Raw genomic sequence first — 16,059 nt, forward strand, 5'->3', positions numbered from 1 at the left:
CCTATGCCGCCAAAGGCGCCTTCGAGGTGGTGTTGATCTTGCTGCTGCCTTGGTGGGTGGCGGGGTCGTAGCAGCATCCGTCGCGCCAGCAGGCCCACATCACGCGAAGCCAGGACCGGGCCAGGATGCGGGTGGCGTGCGGGTGCCGTTTCTGGCGGGCTCGGGCGTCGTTGTAGATCTTGGCGGCCCAGTCGCTGCCGTGCCGGCTGTTGTCGGCGAACTGGGTCAGGGCCAGGCGTGCCCTGCGGTTGGTCGCGAAGCGGAAGGCCACCGCGCGGGACTTGCCCGAAGCGCGGGTGACCGGGACCACGCCCGTCTCCGCGATGAGCTGTTCACAGGTGCGGGCGCGCTCCAGGAGCGGGCCGACCTCTCCGATGATCTGGCCCAGGTTGACCGTGCCGATGCGCGGCATGGTGGCGAAAAGCGGCGCGTAGGGGTGGGCCGCGACCGCCTCGGCGATGGCCTTGTCCAGTTCGCGGATGGTCACGCGCATGCCCTGCACGAGTTGGACCTGGACGAGCACCAGCTGGGCGACGATGGTCTCGCTCAGACGCGAAGCCGGGGCCGGGGCGGCGCGCAGGCGCTCGATGAGGACGCTGCCGGGCTTCTTACCGGAGTAGCCGCGGCGCTTGCACCAGGTGGCCAGTCGTCCGGCGGTGAGCTTGGCGGCCGAGGCCGGGGTGGGGTAGCGCTGAAGGAACGCCAGCGCGATGTCGCTGTCCAGGCTGGCGAAGACCGCTTTGCCTCCGGGCCAGTGCTCGTCCAGCAGCGCGGAGAGCTGGTTGACGGCCCCGACGCGGGCCTCGACGTGGTCGGCTCGCTGACGCGTCAGGGCCTGCAGGTCAAGGGTGGCCTGCTCGGTGGGCTCCAGGCGGGGCAGCATATGGCCGTCGGTGCGCAGGTGGTCGGCGAGCTTGAAGCTGTCGCCGGCGTCGGTCTTGGCCTTGGAGGCGCCCCAGCGCGCCCGCATGGCGTGGAAGGCGTTGGGGTGCACCGGGACCACCGGGTGTCCGGCGGCCAGGAGCCGGTCCACGGCCAGGCCGCGGGTGGTCTCGATGGCCACCGGGAGGTCGGCCGGGGCGCCGTGGTCGCGGAGCCGGGCGAGGGTCTTGGTGAATCCCTCTTCGGTGTGGGCGAACTCCCACCGGTCGATGCGTGTGCCGGACGCGTCCATGACGGTCACGTCATGGGTTTCGGTTGCCCAGTCCCATCCGATGAACACGGAAGTCGTACTCCAATGCCGCTGGTGGAGCACCTGCCCGGTGGTGAGGTCGTCTGCCGGGAGCTCATTAATCGGCCCTCTGCGGGGCGTGTCCTTGAAGCCGATCAGACGGCCTCGGCCCGGCGGGGCTGGCGGAACTCACAGTGGCCGTCGAACGGCTCGCACCCATGGCCATGCACCCACCGGGACCGAGAGGTCACAACCCTACTCGTTAGGGCTGCACAAAGGATGGTCCTCTAATGAGCGCCCGACCGCCCCGGCTCGGACGGGGCCCGGGGCGGTTCGGGGAGGGGCGAGGAGGTCAGAAGAGCTGACCCCGGACGGCCCCGTCGGGGAACTCGCCCGTGTGCAGGTTCAGGTAGTACCCGTGCGGGTCCGCGTTGATCCGCTCGGCGACCGCCGGGTCCACGTGCGCGGTGCCGGAGACGGCGAAGACCGTGGCGGGCAGCGTCCCGGTGAACAGCTCGACCGCGATCGCGCCGTTCTCGCCCGCGGCGCCCTGGTGGAGGTGGCCGACGGCGGGCGGTGCGAGCCGGGTCCAGGCGGTGGAGAACGCCACGGTGTCGCCCTCGGGGCGGAAGAAACCGGAGGCGCGCCCGTCGGGATCGCCCACGTTCGGCTTCTCCTCGGTGAACACCTCCTGCGCGCCGTCGGCCACGGCGACCAGCCCCGAGCCCTCGATGATGCTCAAGACGTTGATCCGGCTGCCCGAGGGTGTCAACTGCCCTCGGACCGCCCCGCCCGGGAACTCCTCCGTGTGCAGGTTGACGTAGAAACCGCTCGGGTCGGTGAGCAGCCCGAGCGCCAGTTCCTCGTCGGTGATGGTGGTCTGGCCGGCGACGGCGTGCAGGGTGTCGGGGAGCGCGGTGTCGAAGAAGACGAGTTCCACGTCGCCGTTCTCACCGGCCGCGCCCCGGTGGACGTGGCCCAGGGTGGGCGCCTCGGTGCCCTCCCATTCCAGGGCGAACGTCACCCGGTCCCCCTTGATCGAGATGAGCGCCCGGCCGTACCCCTCCGGGTCGCCCACGGCGGGACCGTCCGCGGTGGGCACCTCCTCGGCGCCGCTGAGCTCGGCCGTGAAGAAGACGGCCTTCTCGCCCTTGGTGGAGTTCGGATCGGGTGTCCCGGCGGGGCCGCCCCCCGCCGGGTTCCCGTGGCCCCCGTGCTCGTCCGCGTGCGCGGCCCCGGCGGTGGCGATCATGACGGCGGCGGTGGCCGTCGCGAGGATACGTGTGCGCATGATGAGGTGTCCGTCCCCGTTCGTCCGTGTCCCAGGCCCCCGTTCCCGGGGGAGTGAGGGCGATCAGTGACGGATACGGCGCCCGGGCGCGCGCGGTTCACCCGATGCCCCGGGATCCCGAGTGAACCGTGCGCGGGGCCCGCCCGTATCCGCATCCGAACGACGCACGACGAGACGACGGGAAGTCCCACCATGCGCACCCGAGCGACCCTGACGGCCATCGCCGCCCTGTTCGTCCTGACCGCCTGCTCCACGGGGGCCTCCGACGACTCCGCCGCCCAGGACCCGTCCCCCTCCCCGGCGGAGATCGACCCGGTCGAGATCTCCCTGGTGGAGAGCGAGGTCGGCACGGCCCTGGCCGACGCCGAGGGCCGCGTCCTCTACGGGTTCACCAAGGACAAGGACGCCGAGAGCGTCTGCGAGGCGGACTGCATCGCCACCTGGCCCGCGCTGACCACGGCGGGGGACGTCGAACCGGGCGAGGGCCTGGACGCGTCGCTGCTCGGCACCACCGAGCGCACCGACGGCGTCACCCAGGTCACCTACGGCGAATGGCCGCTGTACTACTACGTCGGCGACGCCCTGCCCGAGGAGAGCAACGGCCAGGGCCTGGACGGGGAGTGGTTCCTCGTCGCCGCCGACGGCACCCTCGTCAAGGACGTGCCGTAGGGGCGTCGGGTCGCCGACGCGCCCCGGGCGGGACGCTCGGCGGCCCGACGCGTACCGTGAAGCGGCGGGTGCGAGGGGCGGCCCCCGGGGCCGGGACGGGAGAGACGATGTTCGAGTCGGGCGAGGACTGCGGCGAGAGGTTCGCCGGAACCTACGTGCTCGGTGCCCTGGAACCCGACGAACGGGCCGCGGCCGACGCCCACCTGCTCGTCTGCCCCTCCTGCCGGTCCCGCGTCCGCGACCTGGAGATCGTCCCCCGCGCCCTGGCGGACCTCCCGCTGGAGGAGTTCCTCACGGACTTCTCCGTCACTCCCGACCGGATCGAGGGCATCGCCCGCCGTGCGGTGGAACGCGCGGCGAACGACGGCGGACGGTCCGGGGGCGCGTGATCGTCGATCCCCACGCCGGAACACGCCTCAGCGCCGGTACCCGCGGGCGCTCAACCGCTCCTTCAGGACCCGCACCGCCTTGTGGGTGCGCGATTTCACGGTGCCCGGGGGGATCCCCAGGAGTTCGGCCGTCTCGTTGACGCCGCGCCCCAGGTAGTGGACGTGGACGAGGATCTCCCGGTGTATCGGCGACAGGTCCCGCAGGGCGTCCGCGACCACCTGCGCGGTGACGATCCGCTCCGTCGCGTCCGCCACCGGCCGCTCGTGCGCGTCGTCCGGAGGGACCTCGGCCGGGCGCACGCTCCGGGCCCGGTGCGCGTCGATGACCAGGCGCCGGACGACCGTGAACAGCCACGGTCGCAGCCCCTCGGGGGCGGTGTTCAGCGTCATCCGATTGCGCCAGGCGCGCAGGACGGCCTCCTGGACCAGGTCCTCGGCCCGGTGGACGTCACGGTCCACCAGGCTCAGGGCGTACCGCAGCAGGACGGCGCCGTGGAGTTCGCACACGGCTCGGATGAACTCCGCTCCGGACTCCGGTGCGTCCCGGGGGTCGACCTCCAGGGTCGTGTTCGCTCGGTGCGGTTCGGGGATCGGCGTCATGGCGGGTGGGGACTCCGGCTCTCGTCGTCGGGTGGACGACAGCCATGAAACCGATCGCGTACTAAGGTGTCTGCGTACTCTTCCACATACGACGCCCTTTTCACCCGATGTGTCGCACGGCATACGCGGCGAGGGGCCCGTCCGTCCCTCGGGGCCACCTCCCCGAGCCGACAGAGAACCCTCCATGGCTGAGACCACCTTCCCGGCACGCCCCCGTTCGGCCCGCCCGGTGCGCTTCATCGTGTGGAGTCTGCACCTCGCCGCGCCCCTGGCGGGACTCTGGCTCCTCCTGGCGCGTCCGCACCTGGACGTCGAGTGGCACCACGGTCCCGGACACTTCTGGCTGGTCCTGGGCGTGGCCCTGATCAACGTCGCCATGGGCCTGTGGATGGGGGTGGCCGCCCGACGCCGCGAGGACGGGCGCCTCTTCCTGGTGTCGCTGGCCTTCCTGTCCTCGGCCGGGTTCCTGGCCGTCCACGCCCTGCTCACCCCCGGCATGCTCGTCGCCGACGCGGGCATCGGGTTCGACCTCTCCCACCCGGTCGGGCTGATCATCGCCTCCGTCTTCGCCTTCGCGTCCTCCCTGGACCTGAACGCCGAACGCGGTGCCCGCGCCATGAGGGCCGAACGGCTCCTGTGGGCCCTCCTGATCGTCCTCATGGTCGCCTGGACCGTGGCCGGCCTGCTGGGGACACCGCCCCTGCACCTGCCCGCCCAGGCGCGTGACGTCGAGGGCGCCATGGTGCCGATCGCGGCGGCCTCGGCGCTGCTGTACGTCGTCGCCGCGGTGCGCTACTTCCTCATGTTCCGCCGCACCGCCTCCGCCGTCCTGCTCAGTCTGGTCACGGCGTTCGTGCTGCTGGCCGAGGCCATGGTCACCGTCATCCTGGCCGACAAGTGGCACCTGTCCTGGTGGCACTGGCACGTGCTGCTGGTGGCGGCGTTCGGGTTCATCGCCTACAGCGCCTACGTCCAGTACCGGCGCGAGGGCGCCACCGCCGGGGTGTTCGACGCGATCGTGCTGGAGGAGACCGCCCGCCGGATCCGCGCCGAGTACGAGGAGGCCATCGAGGAGTTCGTGGCCCTGCTGGGCGAGGGGGAGAGGACGGGATCCGCCCCTCCCCGGGGCGCCGACTTCGCCGCCTTCGCCGAGCGGTTCCGACTCTCCGAGGGGCAGATCGCCGTGGTCGAACGGGCCGCGGCCGCCCTGGCCGCCGAGCGCGCCACCTCCCGGCGTCTGGCGGCCCTGGCGGAGGTCGCCCGCCGCACCCGGGTCGGCGACCAGGACGAGGACGCCTTCGTGCGCTCGGTCCTGGAGGTCGTCCGCCCCGCCTACGGGGACGTGAACATCGGTCTGGCCTCCGACGGGCGGATCCGCGTCGAGGACCGCGTCTACCCGGCCGGCCTGGGCGAGGAGGCCGGCACGGTGCGCGACGGGCGGTCGGTGCGTCCGCTGGTCGTGCGCGGCGGAACGGCCGGCGTCCTGGAGGGCCCGCTCCGCGAGGAGGAGGACTCGACCGCCTCCCTGGCCGTCCTGGCCGGTCAGCTGTCGATCTCGTTGGAGAACGTCCGGCTCTATCGGGAGCTGGGCACCCTGTTCCGCCAGTACATGTCACCCGACGTGGCCGCGTCCCTGCTGGCCGACCCCGACCAGGCCGCGCTGGGCGGTCGGGTCCTGGAGGTGAGCGCCCTCTTCGCGGACCTGCGCGGGTTCACGACCTTCTCCGAGGCGGTGGAACCGGCCGAGATCGTGCGCATGCTCAACCGCTATCACAGCGCCGCCGTCCCGTGCGTGCTCGACAACGGGGGGACGATCGTGCAGTTCGTCGGCGACGCCCTGCTGGCCCTGTTCAACGCCCCCGCCCGGCAGGGCGACCACGCGCACCGGGCGGTGCGGGCGGCCCTGGCCATGCGCGACGCCTCCGAGCGCATCGCCGAGGAGAACCCGGACTGGCCGAGGTTCCGCATCGGGGTCAACACCGGCCCGGCCCTGGTGGGCAACATCGGCAGCGAGGAACTGCGCGGCTTCAACGCCATGGGGGACGCGGTCAACGTGGCGGCCCGGCTCCAGGCGATGGCCGAACCGGGACGGGTGGTGGTGGGCGACGCCACGCTGCGGGCCCTGGGGGAGGGCGTGCGCTCCCGGTCGCTGGGCGACCTGGTCGTCAAGGGCAGGCACGGGACGGTCCTGGCGCACGAGGTCCTCTCCGCGGGGGCGGCGGTGGAGACCCCGTGACGCCGGACGACGGACCCTCGGAGTTCTGGGCGGGCCTGACGGAGCAGGAGCGCGCGGACCTGCGCCGGACGGGCACCGTGCGTCGTTGGTCCCGCCGGGAGATCCTCTTCCACGAGGGGGCCGCCTCCGATCTGGTCATCGTGGTCACGACCGGCCGGATCAAGGTCTCCTCCCACACCGCGGGCGGCAGCGAGGCGGTCCTCGCCGTCCGCGGCCCCGGCACGCTGGTCGGGGAGCTGGGGGTGATCGACGGCAGCCCCCGGTCGGCGACCGTGCAGGCCCTGGACGACCTGACCGCCCTGACGTTCACCCCGGAGCGGTTCGAGGCCTACCTCGAACGGTGGCCGCGGGTATCGCTGCTCCTGCTGCGCATGGTCGTCTCCCGGTTGCGCGACGCCGACCGCAAGCGGGTGGAGTTCGGCGCCCTGGACGCGGGGCGGCGGGTGGCCTCGCGCCTGGTGGAGATGGCCGACCGCTTCGGTCGCGACTCGGGCGAGGGCGTGCGCGTGGACCTGCCGGTCTCGCAGGACGAGCTCGCCTCGTGGACGGGGGTGTCACGGGCCGCCGTGAACAAGTCCCTGGCGCTGCTGCGGTCCAGGGGGTGGATCAGCACCGGGCGGATGAACGTGACGCTGCACGACGTCCCCGCCCTGCGCGCCTACGCGGAGGACGCCTGAGCGCCGAGCGTCGCCTCCGGGCCCGGGCCCGGGGCCGGTCGACCGAGGGGCCGGGGCGCGGGACCGGGACGCGGGGCGGTGCGGGGAAGGGCGACCGCCCCGGCGTGGACGGTGCGCCGGGGCGGTCTCGGGGAAGGGCTTTCGGGGCGGGGCGTCGTGGCCCCGCCCTGCGGATCAGGGGACGTCGGCGGGCAGCAGGTTCGTGAAGTCCTCCATGGTCGCGCCGGCGCCCAGGCCCACCAGTCGGCCGGCCTGGCGGGTGATCATGCGCTCCAGCACCTGGCGGGCGTAGCGGGCGTTGCCGAACGAGCCGTCCCGCGCCACGGTCGCGAAGTGAGCCGCGAGCGTCGCCGTGGTCTCCGGGCCGCAGACGTACCCGGAGGACGTCGCCATGCGGTCGACGATGGTGACCAGCTCCTCGTCGGAGTAGGAGGGGAACTCCACCCGGTGGTTGAACCGGGAGGCCAGACCCGGGTTGGAGTCCATGAACCGGTCCATCTCCACCGGGTAGCCGGCGACGATGACCGCGACCTCGTCGCGGTGGTCCTCCATCAGCTTGAGCAGGGTGTCCACCGCCTCCTGGCCGAAGTCGTTGCCCTCGCCCTTGGGGGTCAGCGTGTACGCCTCGTCGACGAACAGCACGCCGCCGCGGGCCCGCTCGAACACCTCGGCGGTGAGCTGTGCGGTGTGGCCCACGTAGCGTCCCACCAGGTCCGACCTGGCGGCCTCCACGACGTGGTCGCCGGGCAGGACCCCCAGGGTGTGCAGCAGCCGCCCGTACAGGCGCGCCACCGTGGTCTTACCGGTACCGGGAGGACCGGTGAACACCAGGTGGTGGCTCATCTGCGACACCGGCAGCCCCATCGCCTTGCGCTGTTCGGCCATGAGCAGCAGGTTGGTGAGGTCGTTCACGGTGTCCTTGACCTGGCCCAGGCCCACCAGCGCGTCCAGCTCCTCGCGCAGTTCGGTGATCCGCCGCCGCCGCTCGTCCGGGGTGTCCTCCGCTTCGACCACCGCCCCCAGGTCCTCCGGCAGCAGCAGCGTCAGTGACTCGTGGTCCTCGGAGGAGGAGGCGCCGAGCCGGTTCGCCTGGCGGTCGATCATCTCCTCGAAGACCTTGCGGGCCTCGCGTCCGTTGCCGAACGCGGGCCCCTTGGGCATGCGCTCGAAGTGCTCGGCCAGCGCCGTCTCCGTCTCGGGGGCCATCCGGTAGCTGTTCGCCGAGCACAGGGCCCGCACGATCTCCACCAGTTCGGTCACCTCGTAGTTGACGAACTCGATGGTCTTGCTGAACCGTGACGCCAACCCGGGGTTGGCGTCCAGGAAGCGTTCCATGTCCTCCGTGTACCCGGCGACGATGACCGCGACCTCGTCGCGGTGGTCCTCCATCAGCTTGACCAGGGTGTCGATGGCCTCCCGGCCGAAGTCGGGGCCCTTGCCCGAGTCGGCGCCGCTGGAGAGGGTGTAGGCCTCGTCGATGAAGAGCACGCCCCCCTTGGCCTGCTCGAACACCTCGGTCGTCTTGATGGCGGTCCCGCCCACGTACTGCGAGACCAGGTCCGCCCGCGCGACCTCCACGACGTGTCCGTACCGCAGCACGTCGAGTTCGGCCAGGATGCGCCCGTACAGGCGGGCCACGGTGGTCTTACCGGTGCCGGGCGCGCCGCCGAAGACCAGGTGGCGACTCATCGACGGGGTGGGCAGGCCCATCTCCGCGCGCCGCTGCGCCATCTGGTTGCGGGTGATGAGCGTTCGCACCTCCTGCTTGACGTTGCCCAGGCCGATGAGGGCGTCCAGCTCCTGCATCGGCCCGGCGTCCGCCGCGCCGTCGCCGTCACCCGGTTCCTCCTCCAGCGGGGCCAGGGGCACCGCCGTGCCGGCCATCTCGCCGAACGCGTCGGGGGAGCCGTTGTCCTGGCTGAACAGGTCCTCGGTGCGGGCCTGGTCGCTGGCCACGGTCTGGCGCAGCCCCGAGCGCCCGTTGTCGCGCACGGTGCACTCCTCGACCACCACCTCCTCGGTGGAGTGGACGAGGACGCCGTCGGCGCGGTTGCCGGACACCTCGCAGCGGCGCAGGGTCGCGCGCGCCCCGGCGGTGAGCAGCACACCGTTGCGGCGTCCCTCCCGTACCCGGGTGCGCAGCACCGTGGCCTTGCTCCCGCCGCGTACCGAGACGCCGTCGCCCGTCGACGCGGAGATCTCGCAGTCGCGGACGTCCGCCTCTCCGTCGGGGCCCACCGCCACACCGGCGTCCCGGGAGTCCACGACGCGCGCGCCCTCCAGCTCCAGCCGCCCGCCCTCGCGCACCGCCACCGAGGCGCTGCGCGTCCGCTCGAAGGTCATCCCCTCCAGCCTGCCGCGGGCCGACCCCTCCAGGAGGGCGCCGTGGCCGCCGGTGTCCTCCACGCTCATGCCGCGCAGGAAGGGGGCGCCGCCGGTGACGACGATGCCGTGCCCGGTCGTTGCGCGGATCTCGCCGCGGTCGAACTCCACCACGCCGTCCTCGGCCAGCAGGAGTCCGCCGCCGCCCTTGACCCGCAGGCCCAGGAACGCGGTCGCCGCCCTGCCGCCGGAGCGGACCGCGTCCCCCTGGGACCCCTCGATCTCGCAGTCCGACAGCATGCCGCGCGCCCGCTCCGTCACGTGCACCCCCGCGCCCTTGGCGCGCAGCACCCTGGTCCGGGACACCTGGGGGTCACAGCTCCCGCGGACGACGAGGCCGTCGCCTCCGACCTCCTCGATCGTGCAGTCCTCGACCACGGGCCGCGCCTGGCTGGACAGGGTGATCCCGTCCTTCTCCGTGTGGTGCACGTACAGTCCGCGCAGCGTGGTCGCCGCTCCGTCCTCCAGGGCCACGCCGGGTTTGCCGGTCGCGGTGATCTCGCAGCCCTCCAGGACGCCGGTCGCCTCACCACTGGCGAACAGGCCGTTGCCCTTGGCGTCGCGGAACACGCAGGACCGCACCACCGGCCGGCCCTGCTCGCCGATGACCAGCGCGCTGGTCCCGACCTCCTCGATCACGCACTCCTCGATGAGGCTCGGTCCGGGGGAGACGATGACCACTCCCGCCCCCTCGGTGCAGCTGACCCGGGTGCCGCGCATGGCCACCGCGCCGCCGCCGCGCACCGAGACGGCCGACCATGACACCCCCGACACCTCGCAGTCGGCCATCTCGACCTGGCCCGCGGGGATGTCCACGGTGGGGCGCTCCTCGTCGCGTCCGCGCAGGACGAGACCGGAGAGTTTCACCGCCTCCGCGCCCGAGAGCACGGTGCTCCCGGCGGAGCTGGTGACCTCGACGCTGCCCCGACCGTCGCGCGCGACCAGGGTGACCACCTCGCGCAGGACGAGGTTCTCCTCATAGCGTCCGGGGGCGATGGTGATCAGCGCGCCGCCGGCGGCCGCCTCCAGAGCCGAGGTGATGGAGCCGTGGGCTCCCTGGGCATCGGGGTCGACGGTGAGGAGCTGCCTGCTCATCGTTGCCTTCCTTGTTCGTCCGGCCGATGGGGCCGGGTAGGGGGAAGGCGGGGCGGTCGTTCGCGACCGCCCCGCCGTACGGTGGGTGGTCAGGTGCAGGAGGCCCGCACCGCGGAAGCGGCCACGTGGGCGCTCGCACCGTCCTCTGTGTCGAGCGGGTCCGCCCCCGCGTTGGTGAGCTGGACGGTGAACGACTCGGAGGGGGTGACGAAACCGGTCACCTGGACCCACCCGCCCCGGATCTGGGACTGGTCGAAACCGAACACGGCCACGGTCGGCTCCTCCACCCCGGCCCCCGGCCGGATCTCGTACCGGGCTTCGCCGGGCGCGATCCACAGGGGGCTCTCGTCGTCGGGCACGTGGACGTACAGTTCGCAGACGGCGCCCTCACGCCCGGGGGTGAAGGTCCACGTCGCGTACTGCCCGTTCCCGCGCTCGGGGTCGCCGGACACGGGGATGGCGTCGTAGTCGCCCGCGCATCCCTCCTGAACGTGGCCGCCCGGCCGTGTCGCCCAGCTGTCGGTCCCCTCCGCGCTGTCCCAGCGGCCCTCGTGGCCGTAGGAGGAGTGCCCGGTCATGGGGCAGCCGGGACCGCTGATGGCCAGGTAGGTCTCGTCGGCGGGTACCAGTCGCTCGGTGGCGCCCTCCAGGATGGAGGAGGGCTCGCCGGTCTCCCCGTCCGCGACGGGCGGGGTGTCCTGGAGCGCCTGCGCGTCGGTGCCGGGGGTCTCCGGTTCCCCGGCGGGGGCGTCCATCGGGGTCTCCCCGTTCGCCGCCTCTCCGGCCGTTCCCCCGGTCGTCTCCTCGGTGGTGCCGGTGTCGCCGGTCCCGGCGCCCTGGGAATCCTCGGTCGCGGCGCCCTCCCCGTTCGCGGCACCCTCGGCGCCGGTGTCATCGGCGGCCTCACCGCCCTCGGGGGACCCCGTGCCCTCACCGGTGCCCTCGGCGCCGGAGGCGCCCTCACCGTCGCCGGAGGTCTCCCCGCCGGACGCGCCCTCGCCCTCGGCGGCGGGCCGCTCGGCGCCGGCCGCGGACACGCCCTCGGGAGCGTTCTCCCCGTCGGCGACGGAGCCCTCCGTCACCGGAGCGTCCTCGACCGCCCCGTCCCCGGAGGGCGAGGAGGTCTCCACCGAGGAGCCGCCGGAGGCGTCGCCCGGGTCGGGCATCGTGGGCGCGGTCATGTCCTGTCGCACCTCCGGCACGTAGCCGGTGTCCTCGGCCACGTCGGTCACCGGGGAGCCGCCGTCGCCGCCGGACACGGAGGCCGTGTTGGAGCCGACCGAGGTGCTCTGGTCGCCGCCCGTCTGCACCTGGCCCCCCGCGGCGGAGCCGTCCGCCATCGGCTGCTGGTTCGCCGTGACGTTCAGCGAGGTCGCGGGGACGCCCGTGGCGACGGCGAAGGGGGCCGCGACCAGGATGAGTCCGGCGATGGCCGCTCCCGCCATCAGCGGCGCACTCGGGCGATCCAGGGCGGGCTCCGCCTCCGGTGCGTCGACCCGCTCGGCCCCGCCGAGCACCGACCCGATCCTGCGCGTCGGCCGCTCCTGCGCTGGCTCGGCGTCGACGATCGGAGTCGAGGCGGCCTCGACGAGCGGTTCGAGCCGCCGACCGGCGGTCGTGGTCGTCTCCCCGCCCAGTGCCGAGCGGAAGGCGTCCCCGGTCCGGTCCTGGGCGGGGGCGTCCTGCGGGAGCGGTGCCGCGTCCACCCGCTGCCGCTCGGGGGCGCCGTCCCCCGACGCCGACCGCGGGTTCATCGACGGCCTCCGGGCAGGTCGTCGACGCCGATGTTCCCGACGGAGTCGACATTGACGTCTTCGAGGGCATGGAAGCCGTTGTTGCTCTGTAGCGTGCCGTCGGCCAACTGGCGCAGGGCCACGCCGATGAGGTCCAGCAGTTCGTAGAGGTCCTCCTTCGCGCCGCCGACGTTCTTCTCCATCTGCTCGGCGTACTCGCCCTTCACACCCCACGGCTTGTCCTCGGGGGGGCATGCGGCCCTCGTCCACGCGTTGAGTTGCTCGGCGAACTCGGCCGCGGCGTAGATCTGTGCCCCCTCCCTGCCCATGCCCTCCGTATTGACGAAAAGGCCATCCTGTGACATACCGGTCCTCCTTCGGGCCGTGATCGATCCGTGGGTGCTACTTGAGGTCGTCGAGGGAGACGCCCATGCGGCGCATCATCTCCTCGGGGGTGAGGTCGCCGTTCATGGCCGCCTTGGTGTCGATGCCCTCGGGGACGAAGTTCTCGTAGACCTGCGCGACGCGTTCGGCCATCTGGCGCTGGGCCCGGTCGACGACCTCCACGATCGCCGCCGACAGCTCGGCCGGTGCCATGCTGCGGTAGCCCTCGGTGTGGAACTTCAGCTCAGTCAGTCGACCCGTCCCGTCCACCGTCGCCCCCACCAGCCTGTTCTTGGCCACGACCTCTTCGGTTGCCGATTCCAGGCTTGCGCTTGCGTCCGCGAGTTCCCGCATCGTCGTGTGAAGACGTGCCAGTTCCGCTTCCATCTGCTCCCGCATCGACGAACTCATGACGAGATGCTCCCTTCTTCGGTTGACCGGGCGCGGGTCGACCGAGCACGGTCTTCTGCTGGTTCTTGTCGGTGCCCCAGACCTTCTCGTCCTCGGAGAGCCAGGTGGTCCGGTTGCGGTCGCGGTTCTCGCCCGCGCCGCCACCGCCCATGCCGCCCGGCGGCATCATCGGGGGCATCATGGGCGCGCCCGGCATGCCCGCCTGGCCGGCGCCGCCGACCCCGCCGGCACCGCCGAGGCCGGACGTGCCGGGACCACCACCGGCGACCTGGGTCTGACCGCCGCCCGCCTGTGTGGGAGCGGCGAACATCGAGCTGCGGTCGGCCGGGTCCGGGGCACCGTTCGGGCCGTCCGAGGAGCTGGTGTCCCCGCCGAAACCGCCGTAGTTGAGCCCATCGGGGCCACCGCTCTCGAAGCGCGGCGGGTAGGTGAAGTCCTCGGGGGTGTCGAAGCCCGTCCTGATGACCTCGCCGGTCTCCGGGTCGACCGGAAGGCGGATACCCGTTCTCGGGTCGAGTTCCGCGGGCTCTCCGGTGACCGGGTTGAGCGGTACGTCGTCGTTGCCCCACCCGGGGAAGTTGGTGTCCAGCCCCGGATCGAAGGCGGGCGGCGTGAAGGAGTCCGGCGGCAGGGGCAGACCGGTGTTGGGGTCGATGGGTGTGACGCGTCCGGTGTCGGGGTCGTAGTTGATGGGCAGGCCGGTGTCGGGGTCGAAGGGCAGGCCGGTCCCGGGATCCACGGGGAAGGGCCTGCCCGTGTCCGGGTTCAGGGGCAGCCCCGTCTCCGGGTCCATGTCCAGGCGGGTTCCGCCGTCGGGCGAGACCGGCTCTCCGGTGATCGGGTCGATGGGCAGGACCCGTCCGGTCTCCGGGTCGTAGTTGATCGGCAGACCGGGGTCGGGCGAGACCGGTTCCCCGGTGATCGGGTCGATGGGCAGGACCCGTCCGGTGTCGGGGTCGTAGTTGATGGGCAGGCCGGTGTCGGGGTCGAAGGGCAGGCCGGTGTCGGGGTCCAGGGGGAAGGGGCGTCCGGTGTCGGGGTCCAGGGGCAGCCCCGTCTCCGGATCCGTCTCCAGGCGGGTTCCGCCGTCGGGCGAGACCGGTTCCCCGGTGATCGGGTCGATGGGTGTGACGCGTCCGGTGTCGGGGTCGTAGTTGATGGGCAGGCCGGTGTCGGGGTCGAAGGGCAGGCCGGTCCCGGGATCCACGGGGAAGGGCCTGCCCGTGTCCGGGTTCAGGGGCTGTCCCGTGGCCGGGTCGATGTCCAGTCCGGTGGGCGGCGGGAGGGGCGCGCCGTCCTGACGGCGGCCACCGCCGGTGCCGCCGGTGCCGCCGGGGCCGTTGAGGCCCAGGGGCGGAGGCGGCACGAAACCGCCGGGGATCCCGCCCGGGGGCGGCGTGGAGCCGTCGCCCGTGCCGGGGAAGTTGGTGTCCAGGCCGGGGGGTGGGCCGGACATCACGGGGGGAGGCGGGGCGACGCCGTCGCCCGTGCCGGGGAAGGCGGTGTTCATTCCCGGAGGGGGCGTGAGGGAGCCGTCGCCCGTGCCGGGGAAGTTGGTGTCCAGGCCGGGGGGTGGGCCGGACATCACGGGGGGAGGCGGGGCGACGCCGTCGCCCCCGGGGCCGTTGAGTCCCAGGCCGTCGCCGTTCCAGGAGTTGACGTTGTTCCCGTCACCCGGCCCCGGGCCGGGATCGCCCTCGCCGAAGTCGAGGTCGGGCCCGCCGTCGCCGTCACCGATGTTCCAGCCGTCGTCCGGGCCGCCCTGGTAGCCGCCCGGCCCGTCGCCGGGGCCCTCGTAGTTCAGGCCGGGGCCGTCCCCGTACCCGGGCGGCGGGTCAGTGAGCCAGTCCGGGATATCGGGGCCGTCGCCCCCGGGGCCGTCCCCGTCACCCCAGTCGATCTTGATCTCCTGGGGGCCGTCGTTGCCGTCGCCGTCGCCGAAGAGGTCGTCGTACGGATTGTCGATGTCGTTGATGTCGGGGACCATGCTGAGCGGAATGCCGCCCTTGGGCGTCTCGATGATGTTCAGTTCGGTGTGCGCCCGTTTGTACAGCTCGTCCATCTTCGTGTACAGCTCTTCGGCCGCATCGATGACACCTTCGTACTTCTTCTTCCAGCGCTGTTTGAGCTGGTCGTTGACGAACGCGTCGGTGGGGTCGTCGCCGATGATCCCGTAGCGCTCCCCGGTCCTCTCGTCCACGTGGAGCCGTACCTGGAACTGGCTCCGGCTTTCGTTCCACTGCTCGCTGCCGGTGGTCACGCCGAAATACCACTCGTCCAGGATGGAGCGCATGTCACTCGTGGGGTTGTTGAGCGTCTGCTGCACCTTCTCCCGGAGGTTGTCACCCTTCACCTTGATCGGAGCGAGGATGTCCTCCAGGGCGTCGTGGTTGTTGTCGACCTGGCGCTTGAGGTCCCGCAGGCGCAGGGCGAAGTCGTAGAGCCGTGCCGCGTAGGCCGAGGCGGCGGATCCCGTCATCGGCCCCTCGGGGACGTCCAGCTCCTTGTAGGCGCTGTTCATCGCCTCCCGGTGGTTCTCCAGGACCGTGCCCAGGGCGGCGAGGTTGGTGATGAGCTCCGACAGAGGCTTGCCGTGGAAGGTGGTCGATCCCAGCCCGGTCATGGAGTTGGGGATGACGTGCACGACCTGATTGAGGGCGTTGCGGAACGTATGGTCGGCGGAGCCGGGGTCCTTCCACAGTTCTTCCATCATCGTGTAGCCGGCGTAGTCCCAGTCGTTGGGGATCTGGTAGGTGTAGGCCCCGGCGGCCATGTACTGGTGTCCCGGCTTGCGCATGCGCCACCAGCGGTTCATCTCGTGACCGCCGTAGTCGAACTCGAAGCCGACGAACGGTTTGGTGTCCTTGGCGAAGTGGTAACGGCCGTGGTCCACCCAGTTCACATTCGGACCGATGATGGTGTTGACATCCGGAACGGGTGGGTAGTTTCCGCTGTCGTCCACATCGGCCACGATGTTGATCATGTTGTGCAGAGCGGGGAAATTCGACGGTTCCGGCACGT

The 16,059-nt window shown here is 72.2% G+C and carries 12 protein-coding genes; 4 read left to right on the plus strand and 8 right to left on the minus strand.

Annotated elements, in window-relative coordinates; translation table 11 throughout:
* Position 1 precedes the first annotated feature (1 nt).
* Together RM479_RS22315 and RM479_RS22320 are read right to left on the minus strand one after the other, a co-directional pair.
* Complete coding sequence (locus tag RM479_RS22315; RefSeq protein WP_311513714.1) at positions 2-1,255, minus strand: IS110 family RNA-guided transposase; 1,254 nt, start codon at positions 1,253-1,255, stop codon at positions 2-4.
* Between the two features lie 268 nt (positions 1,256-1,523).
* The gene (locus tag RM479_RS22320; RefSeq protein ID WP_311513715.1) at positions 1,524-2,462 is read right to left on the minus strand and encodes a CHRD domain-containing protein; all 939 of its coding nucleotides are present in this window, start codon (positions 2,460-2,462) and stop codon (positions 1,524-1,526) included.
* 192 nt (positions 2,463-2,654) lie between these two features.
* Between RM479_RS22320 and RM479_RS22325 the strand changes: the two genes are divergently transcribed.
* Both RM479_RS22325 and RM479_RS22330 read left to right on the plus strand, forming a co-directional pair.
* Positions 2,655-3,131, plus strand: a complete 477-nt coding sequence (locus RM479_RS22325; protein WP_311513716.1) for a COG4315 family predicted lipoprotein — start codon at positions 2,655-2,657, stop codon at positions 3,129-3,131.
* Positions 3,132-3,238: 107 nt separating this feature from the next.
* On the plus strand, positions 3,239-3,520 hold the full coding sequence (locus RM479_RS22330) for a zf-HC2 domain-containing protein (protein ID WP_311513717.1): 282 nt from the start codon (positions 3,239-3,241) through the stop codon (positions 3,518-3,520).
* A gap of 27 nt (positions 3,521-3,547) precedes the next feature.
* On the opposite strand, the gene RM479_RS22335 is transcribed toward RM479_RS22330, so the two are convergent.
* Positions 3,548-4,120: a sigma-70 family RNA polymerase sigma factor gene (locus RM479_RS22335; protein WP_311513718.1), complete on the minus strand. Its 573-nt coding sequence runs from the start codon at positions 4,118-4,120 to the stop codon at positions 3,548-3,550.
* A gap of 184 nt (positions 4,121-4,304) precedes the next feature.
* On the opposite strand from RM479_RS22335, the gene RM479_RS22340 reads away from it, so the two are divergent.
* Positions 4,305-6,356 carry an adenylate/guanylate cyclase domain-containing protein gene (locus RM479_RS22340; RefSeq protein ID WP_311513719.1) on the plus strand — a complete coding sequence of 684 codons (2,052 nt, stop codon included), beginning with the start codon at positions 4,305-4,307 and terminating at the stop codon, positions 6,354-6,356.
* A complete protein-coding gene (locus RM479_RS22345; RefSeq protein ID WP_311513720.1) occupies positions 6,353-7,033 on the plus strand; it encodes a Crp/Fnr family transcriptional regulator in 681 nt (226 codons plus the stop codon). Before RM479_RS22340 ends, RM479_RS22345 begins: the two co-directional genes overlap by 4 nt.
* 174 nt (positions 7,034-7,207) lie before the next feature.
* Here the strand turns inward: RM479_RS22345 and RM479_RS22350 are convergent, their stop codons facing one another.
* From RM479_RS22350 to RM479_RS22370, 5 genes are all read right to left on the minus strand, one after another.
* On the minus strand, positions 7,208-10,510 hold the full coding sequence (locus tag RM479_RS22350) for a right-handed parallel beta-helix repeat-containing protein (RefSeq protein WP_311513721.1): 3,303 nt from the start codon (positions 10,508-10,510) through the stop codon (positions 7,208-7,210).
* Between the two features lie 89 nt (positions 10,511-10,599).
* Positions 10,600-12,264 carry a hypothetical protein gene (locus RM479_RS22355; RefSeq protein ID WP_311513722.1) on the minus strand — a complete coding sequence of 555 codons (1,665 nt, stop codon included), beginning with the start codon at positions 12,262-12,264 and terminating at the stop codon, positions 10,600-10,602.
* Positions 12,261-12,608, minus strand: a complete 348-nt coding sequence (locus tag RM479_RS22360; protein ID WP_311513723.1) for a hypothetical protein — start codon at positions 12,606-12,608, stop codon at positions 12,261-12,263. The genes RM479_RS22355 and RM479_RS22360 overlap by 4 nt, the downstream gene beginning before the upstream one ends.
* A 37-nt stretch (positions 12,609-12,645) precedes the next feature.
* Positions 12,646-12,927 (minus strand): YbaB/EbfC family nucleoid-associated protein, encoded by a 282-nt coding sequence (locus RM479_RS22365; RefSeq protein WP_274809639.1) that lies wholly within the window; start codon positions 12,925-12,927, stop codon positions 12,646-12,648.
* The gene (locus RM479_RS22370) at positions 12,872-16,057 is read right to left on the minus strand and encodes a YML083C domain-containing protein (RefSeq protein WP_311513724.1); all 3,186 of its coding nucleotides are present in this window, start codon (positions 16,055-16,057) and stop codon (positions 12,872-12,874) included. Before RM479_RS22370 ends, RM479_RS22365 begins: the two co-directional genes overlap by 56 nt.
* Between the last annotated feature and the right edge of the window lie 2 nt (positions 16,058-16,059).

Origin of the sequence: Nocardiopsis lambiniae (assembly GCF_031845465.1) — a bacterium.
GTDB classification, from domain to species: Bacteria; Actinomycetota; Actinomycetes; order Streptosporangiales; family Streptosporangiaceae; genus Nocardiopsis; species Nocardiopsis lambiniae.